Raw genomic sequence first — 16060 nt, 5'->3', positions numbered from 1 at the left:
ATGGGGTTCAGGCATTTGCTCGACTTGATTAGCCCACCTCTTTATTATAGTATATTTGTACTAAATGTGGCTGTTATAGGGTCGATTTCTACCCATTTTTTTATGTGCTGCTACAAACAGATACCCCCTTGCCTGATCATGATTAAAGGGGCAAGGGGGTATCTGTGAAATGCTTGAGTAATCAAGAGTTGAGCGTCATGAACCAGCAATTATCAGCAACTACCGGATTAGCATTTTAGACTCGTGTCCATCCATCTGAGCTTTGGCTGGTAAAGATTGGTTAAACCAAATCTCCTGCTGAGGTAACGGAATCGGCACGCCAGCCTCATCAAAAGCTACTTTCAGGCGGCGGCGAAACTCCCGCGCTACGTCCCATTGCTTCAAAGGCTGGGTTTTAATCCAGACGCGGATAATTACGCCCCGTTCTCCAAAATTATCAACTCCCAGCACTTGGGGTGCCTCCAAAATTTGCTGTAGCCAAATCGGGTCGCGGCTCATTTGTTGGGCAACATCATCAATCAGCTTCAACGCCTGATCCACATTAGTGTCGTAAGCAACAGGAATATTTAAGTCAGCCCGCGACCAGTTGCTGGAAAGGTTGGCAACGATTTTGATTTCGCTGTTGGGAATCGTGATCAATCGCCCTTCAGCATCGCGGACTTGGGTAATTCGCAGATTGATGTATTCCACTAAGCCGCCGACATCTCCTACAGCGATCACATCGCCGACTGCATACTGATCTTCTACGATGATTAAAAAGCCGTTAATCGCATCTTTAATCAGGTTTTGGGAGGCAAGAGACACGGCAACGCCAACTAAGCCAGCACCAGCCAGCAAGGGGGCAATATTCACTCCCAACGCAGTCAGGGCAACCAAGATGCCAATCCCGATGCAGCCGAGGGTGGTAATGCTTTTGGTGACGGCAGAAATGGTAGAAACTCGCAGTTGGACGCGGCGGGAGGCTTCTGGGGTGAGTAAATAACTACTGGCTAAAGCAGCGGCGAATCGGTCAGTCAGGACGTAGGATAGACGAATTACCACGTAAGTACCCAGTCCGACAATTCCCACCAGCAAAGGAACTTGTAGGGCAGAGAGGGCTAAAACCTGGACTATACGGGTGTAGGGAAACAAACCCAGGATAATCAGCCCTCCACCACCCCAAATGCCGCCTTGAGCCAGTTGATACAGACGGCGCTGAACTTCTTGTAAATTTCCCTTTTGCTGTTGAGTCAGTTGGGTGGTAACTGGATGACCTGTTGGGGGACTAGCGGATGCTGCTAACCGTATTTGCGATCGCTTGCGCCAACGTTCTAGGCTCCAGCTAGCCACCACCATCCCCAAAATCAAACTACCAGCGATCGCGCTAGATCGAGTTATAAACTGGGGTTCTCGTTCCTGTTTCGCCCGAATCAAACCCTCTTGCAGCGATTCTCTCACCTTTTGGGCCCGTGTATCCAAATCTGCCCCTTGCAGGTTCGCATCCGGTTGTGTAACCGTCAGCACAGGTTGATCGTTGACAACAATAACTGGCAAATTATTTTGCTTTGCGATCTCAACTTGCAGTTTAGCGGCATCATCCTGCATATATTGGTTGCTAATATTTTCCAATCTCTGCTGAATATCTTGAATCCGCGCTGGTAGCTCCGATTTTGGTGCTGCGACTTGAAACAGACAGCGACCATCCAAACGGATGCAACCAGCAACTACATTGCTTTGCGAGTCATTCAGCGGCCAGCTGGGAATGGGCAGTTGCAAATTCTGCGGCAGTGGGGTTTGTGCCTGAACTGGAGATACTACCCACCCAGCGAGCAGAATTGATCCAGCTAGACTTGCCAATGCCTTTGGGCGATTCGCCCAATCAGATTTAGAACGCATTTCCAACCTCCGGAATATGCTTTTGAACACAAGTACACCAGTCTGAAGCAGACTAAGTACAGCTGCCTATGTTAGTCACGCATCTCCAGATGCGTGTGATTTTGAGTCTGAGTTTTGAATTTTCAATCAAGAAGTTCTTTTACATTCAACATTTAAAAGCATTTAGGACTTCCATCTGAGGACTGAGGCTACCGTTTTACCTGCTGAGTCGAGTAATCTAGTGAGAACTGCAAGTTTAATTTTTGTTGAGAAGCCAATCTAATGACTGCAACTGTTACTCAGCCCAAGCACGAAGTCAAAGACCTCTCCCTCGCGCCCTCTGGCAAACAACGCATTGAATGGGCAGGTAGAGAGATGCCCGTGTTGAAGCAAATACGCGATCGCTTCGCCCAAGAAAAGCCCCTCGCAGGTATTCGTTTAGTCGCCTGCTGTCACGTCACGACCGAAACAGCGCATCTAGCGATCGCCCTCAAAGCCGCTGGTGCTGATGCCCTGCTCATTGCCAGCAATCCCCTCTCCACTCAGGATGACGTGGCTGCCAGCCTCGTCGCCGATCATGGCATCCCCGTATTTGCCATGAAAGGTGAAGATGCCGAGACTTACACTCGCCACGTGCAAATCGCCCTCGACCACAAACCCAACATCATCATTGACGATGGTAGCGATGTGGTTGCTACCCTGATTCAGGAACGTCAACACCAGATTGCCGATTTGATTGGCACCACTGAAGAAACCACAACGGGCATTGTCCGCCTCCGCGCCATGTTCAAAGATGGCGTTCTCACTTTCCCCGCCATCAATGTCAACGACGCTGACACCAAGCACTTCTTCGATAACCGTTACGGCACCGGGCAATCCACCCTGGATGGCATTATCCGCGCCACCAACGTTCTCTTAGCTGGTAAAACGATTGTCGTTGCTGGCTACGGCTGGTGCGGCAAAGGCACGGCACTCCGCGCGCGGGGAATGGGTGGTAACGTGATTGTTACCGAGATTGACCCCACCAAAGCGATTGAAGCGGTGATGGATGGTTTCCGAGTGCTGCCAATGGCAGAGGCCGCCCCTGTAGGCGATTTGTTTATTACTGTCACTGGCAACAAGCACGTCATTCGCGCCGAGCATTTCGATGTCATGAAAGACGGGGCGATGGTTTGCAACTCCGGTCACTTCGACATCGAAATCGACCTAAAGTCATTGGGTGCCAAAGCGACTGAAGTCAAGGAAGCGCGGAACTTCACCCAAGAATACCGTCTCCAGAATGGTAAATCTGTTATTGTGCTAGGCGAAGGGCGTTTAATTAACCTGGCGGCTGCGGAAGGACATCCCAGCGCAGTCATGGATATGAGCTTTGCCAACCAAGCTTTAGCTTGCGAACACCTCGTCAAAAACAAAGGCAAGCTGGAACCTGGTTTGCACTCCATTCCAGTCGAGATTGACAAAGAAATTGCACGGCTGAAGTTGCAAGCAATGGGCGTTCAAATTGATAGCCTCACCCCAGATCAAATCGAGTACATTAACTCTTGGACTTCAGGCACATAAAAAGTAGTCAGTAGTCATTAGTTATTTGGGAGCCAGAGCCTGCTTTCCTTCGTTCCCAGGTTCAGCCTGGGAACGAAGATATAGAGGCTCTGCCTCAGTTTTTAGTGCAGTATCTCAGTAATAACGCCATTAATCAAAGGAATTCACTCAATGGTTGAATGGATAACCAACACAATGCAATCTCTGGGCTATGTCGGAATAGGACTGCTGATGTTTTTGGAGAACCTATTCCCTCCTATTCCCTCAGAATTGATCATGCCGCTAGCAGGTTTTACGGTGGCAAAAGGGAACATGAACTTTGTGCTGGCGGTTACAGCCGGAGTGATAGGAACTATGTTGGGCGCACTGCCCTGGTACTATGTGGGCAAACTCGTAGGCGAGGAAAATTTAAAGCGATTAGCCAACAAGTATGGCAAGTGGATTGGGCTATCCAGCAAGGATATCGATAAGGCAGATAATTGGTTTGATAAGCACGGCGGTAAAGCAGTGTTTTACGGCCGCTTGGTTCCGGGAGTTCGCACTTTAATTTCGCTTCCGGCAGGCATCAGTGGTATGCCGTTGGTGCCTTTTTTACTGTACTCAACCCTTGGCACTACATTATGGGTGGGTTTGCTGACCTATGCCGGATACGCCCTGGGAGACAACTATGAGCTTGTGGAGCAGTATCTTGGCCCGGTTTCTAAAATTGTGTTTGTGGTTCTAGTTGTTGCCTTTGTTATCTGGCTTGTGATGAAACGGAAGAAGAAACAAACTTAGAGATATAGAGGCGTTTGAAATTGAATTAAACCGGATTTTATCCTCCTAATAATATTAATTAGGAAAATGTTAAATGCTTTTTAATTTACCGTATTTGGTTTATAATACCTATGCGGTAAAAGGTAAATACTGACTTCTGATAAACTGAAATGCACCATTGTAAACAATCGAGAGGCAGAGTCTCGATTTGATAAAAATGCAAAATTTCAGTTTATAAAAAGTCGTAAATTTAATCTGTGTCGAGGTAAAATTGCTGCCATTTTTACTACTTTTTCTTCTTGCCCAAGAACCAACACCTGCACCAAAAGAAGTGGTGCAACCTCAAGAGGTTTTCCCACTACCAGGGAACCTGGATAAGGTTCCAGTTTTTAATAGCAATAGCCCGGAATTGGTGCAGACAGAGGGAATTTTGTTGTCTACATTTCCCCCTACTGGCAAAATTCCAAATGCTCACTTAAATTTGCCACTCCAGGGACGCTTTGATGTGTTTGCCCACCACATCGCTAAGGTGGCGACTCCAGAAGACTTGCGGACTCTTTATCTGGGGATAATCGTGCATAATCCCGGTACGAAGGCGGTGACGGTAGATATCTTGCAGGCGGCGAGTTATCTGAGTCAGCCGGATGCGCCCTTTGTACCGATGCCTTCTGTGCAGGAGAATCCCTTGGGTAGAGTTTACGCTGGCCCAGGCGATCGCGTAAGTAATGACATTTTGCGGGGCATTCGTCAGGCAGGTTTTCCCGCCCAGTTAGTCATTCCACCAGGGCAAAGTAAACTGTTGTTCAATCAGCCGATTCCGGTGAAGACGCTAACGCCGCCGTTGAATGGTCGCTCTACGTTGATGCGGCTGCACAGCGACGCGGATGTGTATATTGCTAGTTTAGGGATGTATGCGCGGCAAAATCCTGATGGCAGTGAAAGAGCACCAACGTTGTCAGAATGGCAGACGCTGTTAAATAGTGGTAGTTTAGCAGGGCCGCGCGATCGCGCTCCCACACCACCAGAACAAAGCAACGGTCAATTTCTCTACGGTCGTGTTGCTGGTGTTGCCCAAGGTTCTGTTTGGAAAGCTAGGCTGGTGGAAGTTCCATCTGCCCAGCATCGCAGCATTCCCCCGCGAGGATCGGCGTTTTCCTATGCTTTAAATACCCTGCCTCGTGGCACGCTAGGCACCTACCAGAGTCAAAGTGCGCCCATGAAGGTGCGTTATCCAGACACCGCCTATCGCGCTCACGGCAACTACGGCATTCAATACAGCCTGAGTTTACCGTTAATCAATGACACCAGCGATACCCAAACTGTGACTGTGGCTATCCAAACACCGATTAAACAGGATCAGCTGCAAGGGGGACTGCGTTTTTTGGAACCACCCGCACCGCAAGTCTTTTTCCGGGGTACTGTCCAGCTCCGCTACAACAATGACCGAGGTCTACCGCAAATTCGTTACGTGCATTTAGTACAGCGTCGTGGTCAACAGGGAGAACCTTTGGTAACTTTGAAGATGCCACCAGGAGATACACGTTTGGTGCAAGTAGACTTTCTCTATCCCCCAGATGCTACCCCGCCCCAGGTTTTGACTGTGAGAACGCAAGCAAATTCGTCGGAAGATGCTCTTGTTAAATGAAGCAGAACTAAACATTTACAACAAATTTAATATAATTCTTATGGGAATTTAACCATAAGTTAATTAAATTACGTATAAGTATAAGTATTGCTCGAAAAAAAGAATAAGTTTATATAAAATACTAAAAAAGTAAGAGAAAAATAGATGCAAGCTGCACAAACCCAAATTAGAGAAAAAACTTCAGGGTAATTATTGCAGCGAGAAAGGGTTTGAGTTCGGCAATAATAATTTTGGCGAGAGTTATATGAATAATTCTGAGAAAAGCCTGCGTTGTCTGCTGGTAGTTTTTCCGTTATTAGGAGTTATCAGCAGTAAATCGGTACAGGCTCAAACGTCTATTGTTCCAGCGGCTGACGGCACTGGCACTGATGTTGTGCAAAATAGCGAGCGCTTCGACATCAGCGGCGGACAGAAATCTGGGGCGAATCTTTTCCACAGCTTTGAGAAATTCGGACTCAACTCAAACCAAATTGCCAACTTTCTCTCCCAACCAGGTATTGAAAATATTTTGGGGCGCGTCGTTGGTGGCGATGCCTCGATTATTAACGGTTTGATTCAAGTTACAAATGGGAAGTCTAACCTCTTCCTGATGAATCCAGCAGGCATTGTATTTGGCGCTGGAAGCAGTCTCAACGTACCTGCTTCCTTCACAGCGACTACAGCCACCAGCATTGGCATCGGTTCGCACTGGTTCAACGCACTGGGTGACAATAACTACGCAGCACTGACGGGCAATCCCAACGCTTTTGCTTTCGCCGTCAGTCAACCTGGAGCGATTGTCAACGCTGGCAACCTCAGCGTAAGGCAGGGAAAAAACTTAACCTTACTAGGCGGCACAGTTGTCAGTACAGGGCAACTAAAGGCACCAGGAGGTAACATCACTGTAGCAGCCGTACCTGGCGATCGCGTAGCCCGCATCACTCAGCAAGGACTGCTGCTAGGTTTGGAAATCCAACCGCTGGCAACGACGGACACTGAACCTGGAAGCTGGACTTTGCCGATTCCCACATTACCCCAATTGCTGACTGGCGGGGATGCAGGCAATGCTACTGGAGTGACAGTTAACAACAACGGACAGATAGAACTCACCGGATCTGGCATTGCGGTGGAAAACGGGGATATAGTCGCTAAGAAAGTGACAGCCGAGGTAACAACGCTATCTGCCAACAACAATCTGACCTTAGTAGAAAGCCAGCTAGAGACGACAGGAAATATGCAATTGCTGGCGCAGGACACAGTACGAGTCCGAGACACCCAGGCGAATCCTGCTTTACTTCAGGCAGGGGGGGATCTACTAATTCAAGGCAATTTAGGAGTTGATATCTTTGCCTTAAATCATCCGGCAAGTGGTGTGGTTTCTGGTAAAAATACACTGTTGCGCTCTCCTAACCCAGTTATCGGTGACGCTCACTTCACAACAGGTGGCAGCTTCAAAATTGAGCAATTGGATGGAAGCGTGGGGAATCTATCGAGTCCTAACGACCCGATTATTCTGGCAGCTGGAGATGTGACTCTAGGAGACTATGAGGGAGCTTCACTCCATATTTTGGCTGGAGGTAGCGTCACGCTGGGCAGTGTCACGATTACTGGTACAGACTCAATAACAAATACGATTAATCCTAATAATCCCGATCCTTTCCTTGCCAGTTTGGCAAATGTCAAATTGTCCAATGGGACGACGGTAACAATTGATGGCAGCGCTAAACCTACGTTAGATATTCGAGCTGGGATCAATTGGGAGTTGTTAGGTGGGACACCAACAAATAGTGTTATTCCACCTTCTGCATTCGATCCATCTACAACCTCTAATTCTCAACCCGTTTTCGCTGGAACAAAAACAGATGCGAGTATTGTAATCGCTGGAGACATTAAGATGATAACTCAGCCAGATGGAGTTATTCTTTTAACAAATCGCTATGTCCCTAACACTTCATCCAGCGGAAAAATTCAAGTTAACGGTTTTATTAATAATAATGGATACTTCGGTCCTTTCGCTAAAGTTGGTGCAGTTTTACTTGACTCTCGAACCACCATATTAACGAAAGACATCAATACTGATGGTGATTCCGTAAATCTGTCTGCCATAGGAAACATAACATCAGGACATATCTTCACGGGTGGGCTGAGTGGATCTGCTAATAGTGCTGTCGTTTTGTCTTCTACAGCAGGAAATATTGTAGTTAATAGTATTGATACGGGTAGTGGTGGAATTGACATTACAGCAGCTGGTCTTTTCCAAGCTAAGAGTTATACTATTCCTGCATCTCTTTTACAAGCGCAGGTTAAACTCAAAGACGATCCAGAATTATTGAGTTTTCTTCAAAGCGAAAATCCTGCGGTTGATCCTGAAAAAGTAGTAACAGTATATAGACAAAATTTTCCATCTAGTCTGCATGCTAGACCGAATAGCAGTAAAAAGGATGGGGAAATCAATGCCCCGATTAGTATTCGGTATGGAGGTGGAGGTGCAACTACACCACTTGTATCAAAAGAGTTTAATATTAATAGTACCAAAGGTAGCATTCTGATCCGAGGTGGAGACGGAGGTTTTAATGTGGGACCAGCGATCGCAATTAATGGCGAACTTTTCACTGGTTTCACTAAAAATGAAATCTACACACCGCTTGTTTATGGTTCAAATAACTTCCCCAATAACGTTAGCGGTACGGTAGCAGCTATCACCGTAGGAGCTGGAAATAACATTTCGTTTTATGGGTCTACTCAAAATATCCCTTTTCCCCCAAGCGTCCAAAACCCCAACCCTACTACAAATCCTGGGACTAATCCTAACCCTAATCCGAATCCGGGCACTGGTATTAACACGAATACTGGGAGTGGCACTAACACAAATATTGGTACTAATATCGGCACTAACACAAATACTGACACGAACATCGTTGCCAACACGAATGCTGGCACTAATATCGGCACCAACACGAATGCTGGCACTAATATCGGCACCAACACAAATACTGGCACCAACACTAATACGAATACTAGCAATGGCACCAGCACGAATAGTAACAGCGATACGGCTACGGATAAAGCTGACAGACCAACAACAACAGATATACAGCTGATTGCGCTGAGAGATAGTGCTTCTGCCTCGCGGGAATCCGATGGTAATGATATTCTTGCCTTCGATAACAGCCTCAAAAGCAGCTCAGATGCACCTCATGCGAACCAGGTGACACGGAACAGCGACGGAACGCTGAAATTGTCAACGGCTGAAGCATCTGCTGTGTGCGCTGCACAACTGCAAGATCCGCGATCGCAAAATCTGCAACTACGAGATCCGCGTTGTTTGCAAGAACAACCCGCCGCACCAGTAGCATCAGCGTCAGCTCAAAATAGTCGTAAACTGGCGGCAGATCGACTGTTACAGCAAGGTTTTGAACAGTATCAGCCGAATAAGGTTGAATCTGCTGTCCAGTCTTGGCAACAGGCATTAAGAATTTACCAGGAACTCAAAGACGTTCCGGGGGAAGCTGCTGCTAGAGGTGTTCTGGGTGCGGCTTCTCTGGTTCAGGAAAACTACAGGGATGCGATCGCGCTCTTAGAGCCATTTTTGACTATGGGGCGGGAAAATGGCAATTCTAGTGACCGAGGACAAGCACTCTCAAATCTGGGAATTGCTTACAAAGCTTTGGGAAATTATGCAAACGCGATCGCATCCCATCAGCAAGCTTTGGCAATTATGCAGGAAACCAAAGACCGTCAGGGAGAAAGTCAGATTTTAGTAAATTTAGGTAATACTTATGAAGCTTTGGGTGAATATGACAAAGCAATTAAATCTTATCAGCAGAGTTTAACTATTGTACGGGAAATTAAAGATCGCCAAGGGGAAGGGACAGCATTAGGAAATTTGGGAGCTATTTACGCTAATTTGGGCAAGTATGAGGAAGCAGTTAAATCTTACGAACAGAGTTTAGCGATCGCCCGAAAAATTAACCACAAGGAAGGACAAGCAAGTTCCCTAAACAATCTCGGATCTGCTTACCACGTTCAAAGCGCTCATGTCAAAGCACTAGGATACTATCAGCAGAGTTTAGCGATCGCTCTCACAACTAGCAATCGCCAGTTGCAGCAGAAAGCGTTAGGAAATTTAGGAATTGCTTACGAAGATTCAGGTGACTACGCCAAAGCAATTGAACATCACGAGAAAAGTTTAGATATCGCGCGATCGCTTGGTGACAGACGCGGCGAGGGAATGGCTTTGAATAATCTAGGACATACCCTATTTACCTCTGGCAAACTCCCAGAAGCAGAAAAAAAACTCCGCGATGCAGTTGAAGTTTTGGAATCTCTGCGACCGGGATTAAATGATATCCACAATGTCTCACTTTTTGATACGCAAGTTCTTACCTACAACCTGCTGCAACAAATCCTCATCGCTCAGAAGAAAGAAGATTCTGCTTTAGAAATTTCCGAACGGGGACGAGCGCGTGCTTTTGTACAGTTACTGCAACAGCGGTTATCTCCTGAATCATCTGCTCGATCTAAAACTAATTTAAACCCTCCAACAATCGCGCAAATCAAAAAAATTGCTAAAGAACAAAATGCCACGCTGATTGAATATTCAATTGTTCCTGAAGAAGAATTCAAAGTACAAGGTAAACTCCGAGGTAAAGCCTCTGAACTCTTTATTTGGGTAGTTCAGCCTACAGGTAAAGTGGCGTTTCGCTCAGTTGACCTTAAACAGCTACGGCGGCAAAAAAATTCATTTGAAGATTTGCTGGCTAACAGTCGTATTTTACACCGCCCTAATCTTGGCCAAGGAGAAGCTGCTAGAGAGCAACTTCATCAAGTGTTGATTCAGCCGATTGCTGAATTCCTGCCCAAAGACCCAAATTCCCACGTAATATTTATTCCGCAAGGCAGGTTGTTCCTACTGCCTTTCCCGGCGCTAAAAGCTCGCAATGGCAAATACTTAGTCGAGCAACACACAATCCTAACAGCTCCATCTATTGAGGTGCTAGACTTAACGCGCCAGCAACAGCAACGTATAGAAACGTTGCATAGAACGTCTCAACATAGCAAAGATGTGCTAGTGGTGGGCAATCCGACAATGCCGACAATGCCCGCAAAACAGTCTGGGCAAACGCCTAAGCAACTAGACCCATTACCGGGTGCCGAACAGGAAGCACAGATGATTGCTAAACTTTTGAACACCACGGCGATTATAGGCGACAAGGCAACTAAGGTTGATATTGTGCCGCAGATGTCCAAGGCGCGGCTGATTCATCTAGCAACGCACGGATTACTTGATGATATTCAAGAATTAGGCGTTCCTGGCGCGATCGCTCTGGCTCCATCCAAGAATGATAATGGATTCCTCACTTCAGGAGAAATCTTTGACTTGAAGCTAAATGCTGAACTTGTGGTATTGAGTGCCTGTAATACGGGACGCGGTGAAATTACTGGAGATGGTGTCATCGGGCTATCGCGATCGCTGATTTCAGCAGGGGTACCCAGCGCGATCGTATCCTTGTGGGCGGTGCCTGACGAGGCGACTAACCTTCTAATGACAGAATTTTATCGAACTCTACAAACAAACCCTAATAAAGCCCAAGCATTGCGAAGCGCAATGTTAGCGACGATGAAACAGTATCCAGAACCGTTAGACTGGGCAGCATTTACCCTAATTGGGGAAGCCCAGTAGAAATAAGGATACATATCTGGGAGTGAGGTTTACCAGCCCTGCCAAAATGAGAGACACTGATAGGATCGAGAAGGATTCATAAATTTTAATACTTATCCACTCATGACTCTGGGCAACCTGCGGGACCTTTATCAACAGGTCATTCTCGAACACTACAAGAAGCCACGGCACAAAGGCAAAACTAATCCGGTGCATCGGTATCAGAAAGGACATAATCCTTCCTGTGGCGATACGATTGAGCTGACGTTGCATCTAAACGATGCGGGCAACACCATAGAAGAAGTAAAGTTTGAAGGAGAAGGCTGCGCGATCGCTATGGCTTCTGCTGACTTGATGGCGGATGCCTTACGAGGAAAGAGTGTAGGCGAAGCGCTGGAAATGGTTGAACGCTTCCAAAACATGATGAAAGGGCAAGCTGAGTTTCCTAAAGAACAGCGAAAGCTAAACGTCATGCAAGGCGTTTCTCAGTTCCCAGTCAGAATCAAATGCGCTAACCTTACCTGGCATACTTTAAAAGCTGCCCTGGAATTGCCCAATGGCAATTCAGGGAATGGCTTTATCAGTAATGAAAAAGAAGACGCTTGATCTGCCATGCTAACGACTGCTGCTTTTTTAAACTATGCCAAGTGGGCGGGTATCCTCACCCTAGCCTGCGGTGTTTTGGCAGGGCTGGGGTTCATTTTGCAATGGGGTATCCGGTTTCGCCTAGTCGGTGTCACTGGCTTTATGGGCGTACTGACTGGTGGTTTATTTGCCTTGGGTTTGGTGCCGTTAACCCACGCGGTGGTTCCGGGTGCGGTGCGCTATAAGCTGGTTTATGACACTGGGGGCGCGCAGACAGTAATCAAGGTTCCCCCAGAAATTACCGAAACACAATTGGACGCAACCCTGCGTCAAGCCGCCAGCAACTTGTTTTCTTATGGTCGTTTAGGTCAGATAAACAATCAACTCACTATTCGCGCACGCACCGTCATCCATCCAGAACTAGGGGTTTCTAAACCGCTTTACTTGGGTGAGGTGAAGCGGAGTCTCGTCACCCGCGATGATGACCAGTTGGCTATTAAAGTTTATCCGGAAAATATCGCCCAACTGCCAAAACCCAACGCTTGAGCGTTTGTCATTATGAAATCGAGGCGGTTGCTTCCTGATACTGGAAGCAACCGCCTCCGGAAAATTCTATTTATTCGCTGTAAATTTTTTCAAGAAAAATCTTGAGAGATACCGCTATTTAGAATAAAATAGTTCGTTCTATGCCCAACCAATCTTTGCCAGATTTGTCTACTCAAACCGCTAGTTCGTTGTTTTCACTCTGTGTGGCTCCCGGTCGGGTGCTGCGGGGTCAGAAGGCGCTCTCGCAAGCGGGAGAAGCGATCGCGCGTTTGGGGCATCGTCCCTTAATTGTGGGAGGCGATCGCACCCTTGCCGTCACACTACCCCAATTGCAAGCCGTTTTAGAGCAATTAAGCTTTGCCACAGCATCTTATAGTCCAGATTGTAGCGAAGCCAGCCTGGGATCTCTGCGACAAGCAGCCACAGATTCTCAAGCGGATCTGATTATCGGCATCGGCGGCGGAAAAGCATTAGATACCGCCAAATTACTCGCTCATCAGTGTGGGTTGCCAGTAGTCACGATTCCTACCTCAGCAGCTACCTGCGCTGCTTGGACAGCCCTATCCAACGTTTATTCTGACACCGGAGCTTTTCTGTACGATGTCAGCCTCGACCGCTGTCCAGATTTGCTGGTGCTGGATTACGATTTGATTCAGACGGCGCCGCAACGCACCCTGGTAGCTGGTATTGGAGACGCTTTGGCAAAGTGGTACGAAGCTTCTGTGAGTAGCGGTCATTCTGAGCAAAGTTTGCTAATTGCCGCAGTCCAACAGGCGAGAGTCTTGCGGGATATCTTGTTTCAAAAGAGTGCGGCCGCCCTCCTTGAACCAGGTAGTGAAGTCTGGCGCGATGTTGTCGATGCCACAATTTTACTAGCTGGGGTAATTGGTGGATTGGGCGGCGCTCAATGTCGTACAGTAGCAGCTCATGCAGTACACAATGGTTTGACTCACATCCCGGCAGCTCATGGTGCCATACATGGGGAAAAAGTCGCTTATGGTATTCTCGCACAGCTGCGTTTGGAAGAAATGGTACAAGGCAACCAATTAGCTGCTACAGCCAGACAACAGTTATTAAAGTTTTACGCTGAGATTGGACTTCCTCAAACTTTGGAGGATCTGGGTTTGGGTGACATCACTTTAGCTCAGTTGCGGCAAGCGGCTGAAATTGCCTGCGCTGCTAATTCTGATATCCATCGGCTACCCTTTAAAGTTGTGCCTGACGAACTGATGGCGGCAATGGTTTCTACGACAATTGGTCATTTGTCAATAGCTAATGGCTAATGGCTGGCGATTAATTAGCTATCTTTTAAAAATGTTTTGATTGAGTTACGAGGTGGCATTTCATGTTCCAATTCCTAATAAGGATTTAGAGCGCTGCCTCGCTGAAAATATACACCAGTTTACGGATAGGTCTGATGACGTTAGATTGGATTAGCCCAGCCGACAGGCTGCAAGCCCTGCCGCCCTATGTATTTGCCCGCCTGGATGAACTGAAAGCTAGGGCGCGGGAGCAGGGGTTGGATTTAATTGATTTGGGAATGGGGAATCCAGATGGGCCTGCACCGCAGCCAGTGATAGAGGCAGCGATCGCAGCTTTGCACAACCCCGCCAATCACGGCTATCCCCCGTTTGAAGGTACTGGCAGTTTCCGTCGCGCTATCACTAACTGGTATCGTCGTCGTTATGATGTTGACCTCGATCCGGATAGCGAAGCTTTGCCGCTATTGGGTTCTAAGGAAGGGTTGACTCATTTGGCGCTTGCTTATATCAATCCGGGAGATTTGGTTTTAGTACCTTCTCCGGCTTATCCGGCTCATTTTCGGGGGCCAGCGATCGCCGGCGGCAAAATTCACCAGCTGATTTTGAAACCAGAAAATGACTGGGTAATCGATATCGGTGCGATTCCAGATTCTGTAGCAGAACAAGCTAAGATTCTCTATTTCAATTATCCCAGTAACCCCACTGGCGCAACAGCACCCCGTGAATTTTTCAAAGATATTGTTGCCTTTGCTAAAAAGTACGAAATTTTACTCGTGCATGACTTGTGCTATGCAGAGTTAGCCTTTGATGGTTATCAGCCGACTAGCTTGTTAGAAATTCCCGGCGGCAAAGATATCGGTGTCGAGTTTCACACCATGTCAAAAACTTACAATATGGCTGGCTGGCGCGTGGGTTTTGTGGTTGGAAATAGACACATTATTCAAGGCTTACGGACGCTGAAAACTAATCTGGATTATGGCATTTTTGCCGCTTTGCAAACTGCTGCCCAAACAGCGTTGGAATTGCCAGATGAATATGTCAATCAGGTATGCGATCGCTATCGTCGTCGCCGCGATTTTCTAATTCAAGGTTTAGGCGAATTGGGTTGGAATATTCCCAAACCAAAAGCCACAATGTATCTCTGGGTTCCTTGTCCGGTGGGGATGGGTTCCACAGATTTTGCTTTGTCAGTGTTGCAGCAAACTGGTGTGGTTGTAACGCCGGGGAATGCTTTTGGTGCTGGCGGTGAAGGTTATGTGAGAGTAAGTTTGATTGCGGAATGCGATCGCTTGGGTGAAGCCTTGCGCCGCTTTAAAGAAGCGAATATCCGCTATCAACCGTGAACTGTCATCTCTGGTTAACCCTCAATACATTGAATTACCTGTAGGGCGGTCGTCTCGCCTACAGGTAATTGCGTGTTTAATTGAACCGTATGAATATCTATGCAGCCACCGCCTCCAAGGAATTTCTCCGCAGCAAGTTCATCAATTCATCCTTGTAATCGTGGAAAATAGAGTGGCGCTTAACAGCATGGGTGCGATTAGGCAGTTCGATGGGGATTTCTTTGCTCACCGTACCGGGACGCGCACTCAGGGCGTAGATCCGATTAGAAAGGAAAACTGCCTCTTCTACATCATGGGTGATCATGAAAACCGTGAGACGATTGCGTTCCCACAGTTCCAGCATAAACTGTTGCATAGATTCTTTAGTGTGAATGTCCAATGCGCCAAAAGGTTCATCCATCAACAGCACTTTCGGTTGCGAAGCAAGGGCGCGGGCGATCGCTACTCGTTGCTTCATGCCGCCAGATAGTTCCTTGGGCAGCGATCTAGCAAATTCCGTCAACCCGACTATACTCAGATAGTAACTGGCGCGATCGCGTCTTTCCTTTTTTGATATTCCCTGAAGTTTTAGTCCAAACTCTGTATTTTCTTGCACGTTCATCCACGGGTAAAGCGTGTAGTGCTGAAACACCATACCCCGATCCGGCCCTGGCCCAGCGACACGCACGCCATCAATCTTAACTTCCCCTGTCGTCGGGGTATCCAGTCCGGCAATCTGCCGTAGCAGCGTGGACTTACCAGATCCAGATGCTCCCACAGCACAAATAAATTCACCTTCCTTAATCGTCATATTAATGTCCTTGAGGACAACTAAATTTCCCTGTTTTGTATTAAAGTGCTTGTGCAGATTATTGATTTGCAAGTACATAACTTTAAAACCTCTAAATCG

General features: G+C 47.3%; 10 protein-coding genes. 8 read left to right on the top strand and 2 right to left on the bottom strand.

Features of this window, described 5'->3' with window-relative positions; all coding sequences use genetic code 11:
* Nucleotides 1-219: 219 nt before the first annotated feature.
* Nucleotides 220-1875, bottom strand: a complete 1656-nt coding sequence (locus H6F66_RS01260; RefSeq protein ID WP_190417459.1) for a mechanosensitive ion channel family protein — start codon at nt 1873-1875, stop codon at nt 220-222.
* 261 nt (nt 1876-2136) lie between these two features.
* Between H6F66_RS01260 and ahcY the strand changes: the two genes are divergently transcribed.
* From ahcY to H6F66_RS01215, 8 genes are all read left to right on the top strand, one after another.
* Nucleotides 2137-3414 (top strand): adenosylhomocysteinase, encoded by a 1278-nt coding sequence (gene ahcY, locus H6F66_RS01255; RefSeq protein WP_190417457.1) that lies wholly within the window; start codon nt 2137-2139, stop codon nt 3412-3414.
* A gap of 150 nt (nt 3415-3564) precedes the next feature.
* The gene (locus H6F66_RS01250) at nt 3565-4170 is read left to right on the top strand and encodes a DedA family protein (RefSeq protein WP_190417455.1); all 606 of its coding nucleotides are present in this window, start codon (nt 3565-3567) and stop codon (nt 4168-4170) included.
* Nucleotides 4171-4420: 250 nt separating this feature from the next.
* Nucleotides 4421-5794 (top strand): DUF3370 domain-containing protein, encoded by a 1374-nt coding sequence (locus H6F66_RS01245; protein WP_190417452.1) that lies wholly within the window; start codon nt 4421-4423, stop codon nt 5792-5794.
* A gap of 244 nt (nt 5795-6038) precedes the next feature.
* On the top strand, nt 6039-11456 hold the full coding sequence (locus H6F66_RS27470; RefSeq protein WP_199295216.1) for a CHAT domain-containing protein: 5418 nt from the start codon (nt 6039-6041) through the stop codon (nt 11454-11456).
* 102 nt (nt 11457-11558) lie between these two features.
* A complete protein-coding gene (gene sufU, locus H6F66_RS01230) occupies nt 11559-12041 on the top strand; it encodes a Fe-S cluster assembly sulfur transfer protein SufU (protein ID WP_190417450.1) in 483 nt (160 codons plus the stop codon).
* 6 nt (nt 12042-12047) lie between these two features.
* Nucleotides 12048-12566: a Ycf51 family protein gene (locus tag H6F66_RS01225; RefSeq protein ID WP_190417448.1), complete on the top strand. Its 519-nt coding sequence runs from the start codon at nt 12048-12050 to the stop codon at nt 12564-12566.
* Between the two features lie 140 nt (nt 12567-12706).
* Nucleotides 12707-13849: an iron-containing alcohol dehydrogenase family protein gene (locus H6F66_RS01220; RefSeq protein WP_190417445.1), complete on the top strand. Its 1143-nt coding sequence runs from the start codon at nt 12707-12709 to the stop codon at nt 13847-13849.
* Nucleotides 13850-13983: 134 nt separating this feature from the next.
* The gene (locus H6F66_RS01215) at nt 13984-15171 is read left to right on the top strand and encodes an aspartate aminotransferase (RefSeq protein ID WP_190417443.1); all 1188 of its coding nucleotides are present in this window, start codon (nt 13984-13986) and stop codon (nt 15169-15171) included.
* 97 nt (nt 15172-15268) lie between these two features.
* Here H6F66_RS01215 and H6F66_RS01210 read toward each other — a convergent pair whose 3' ends face one another.
* Nucleotides 15269-16039, bottom strand: coding sequence for an ABC transporter ATP-binding protein (locus H6F66_RS01210; RefSeq protein WP_190417441.1), 771 nt, complete (start codon nt 16037-16039; stop codon nt 15269-15271).
* Nucleotides 16040-16060: the final 21 nt, after the last annotated feature.

The sequence above is a fragment of the Trichocoleus sp. FACHB-6 genome (assembly GCF_014695815.1).
Classification (GTDB): domain Bacteria; phylum Cyanobacteriota; class Cyanobacteriia; order Cyanobacteriales; family FACHB-T130; genus Funiculus; species Funiculus sociatus.
This window is presented reverse-complemented; position numbering and strand designations above follow the sequence as displayed.

Excerpts from the sequence above, each read along its gene's own strand:
- H6F66_RS01260 (WP_190417459.1), bottom strand. The coding sequence starts at position 1,875 with ATGCGTTCTAAATCTGATTGGGCGAATCGCCCAAAGGCATTGGCAAGT.
- ahcY (WP_190417457.1), top strand. The coding sequence starts at position 2,137 with ATGACTGCAACTGTTACTCAGCCCAAGCACGAAGTCAAAGACCTCTCC.
- H6F66_RS01250 (WP_190417455.1), top strand. The coding sequence starts at position 3,565 with ATGGTTGAATGGATAACCAACACAATGCAATCTCTGGGCTATGTCGGA.
- H6F66_RS27470 (WP_199295216.1), top strand. The coding sequence starts at position 6,039 with ATGAATAATTCTGAGAAAAGCCTGCGTTGTCTGCTGGTAGTTTTTCCG.
- sufU (WP_190417450.1), top strand. The coding sequence starts at position 11,559 with ATGACTCTGGGCAACCTGCGGGACCTTTATCAACAGGTCATTCTCGAA.
- H6F66_RS01225 (WP_190417448.1), top strand. The coding sequence starts at position 12,048 with ATGCTAACGACTGCTGCTTTTTTAAACTATGCCAAGTGGGCGGGTATC.
- H6F66_RS01220 (WP_190417445.1), top strand. The coding sequence starts at position 12,707 with ATGCCCAACCAATCTTTGCCAGATTTGTCTACTCAAACCGCTAGTTCG.
- H6F66_RS01215 (WP_190417443.1), top strand. The coding sequence starts at position 13,984 with ATGACGTTAGATTGGATTAGCCCAGCCGACAGGCTGCAAGCCCTGCCG.
- H6F66_RS01210 (WP_190417441.1), bottom strand. The coding sequence starts at position 16,039 with ATGTACTTGCAAATCAATAATCTGCACAAGCACTTTAATACAAAACAG.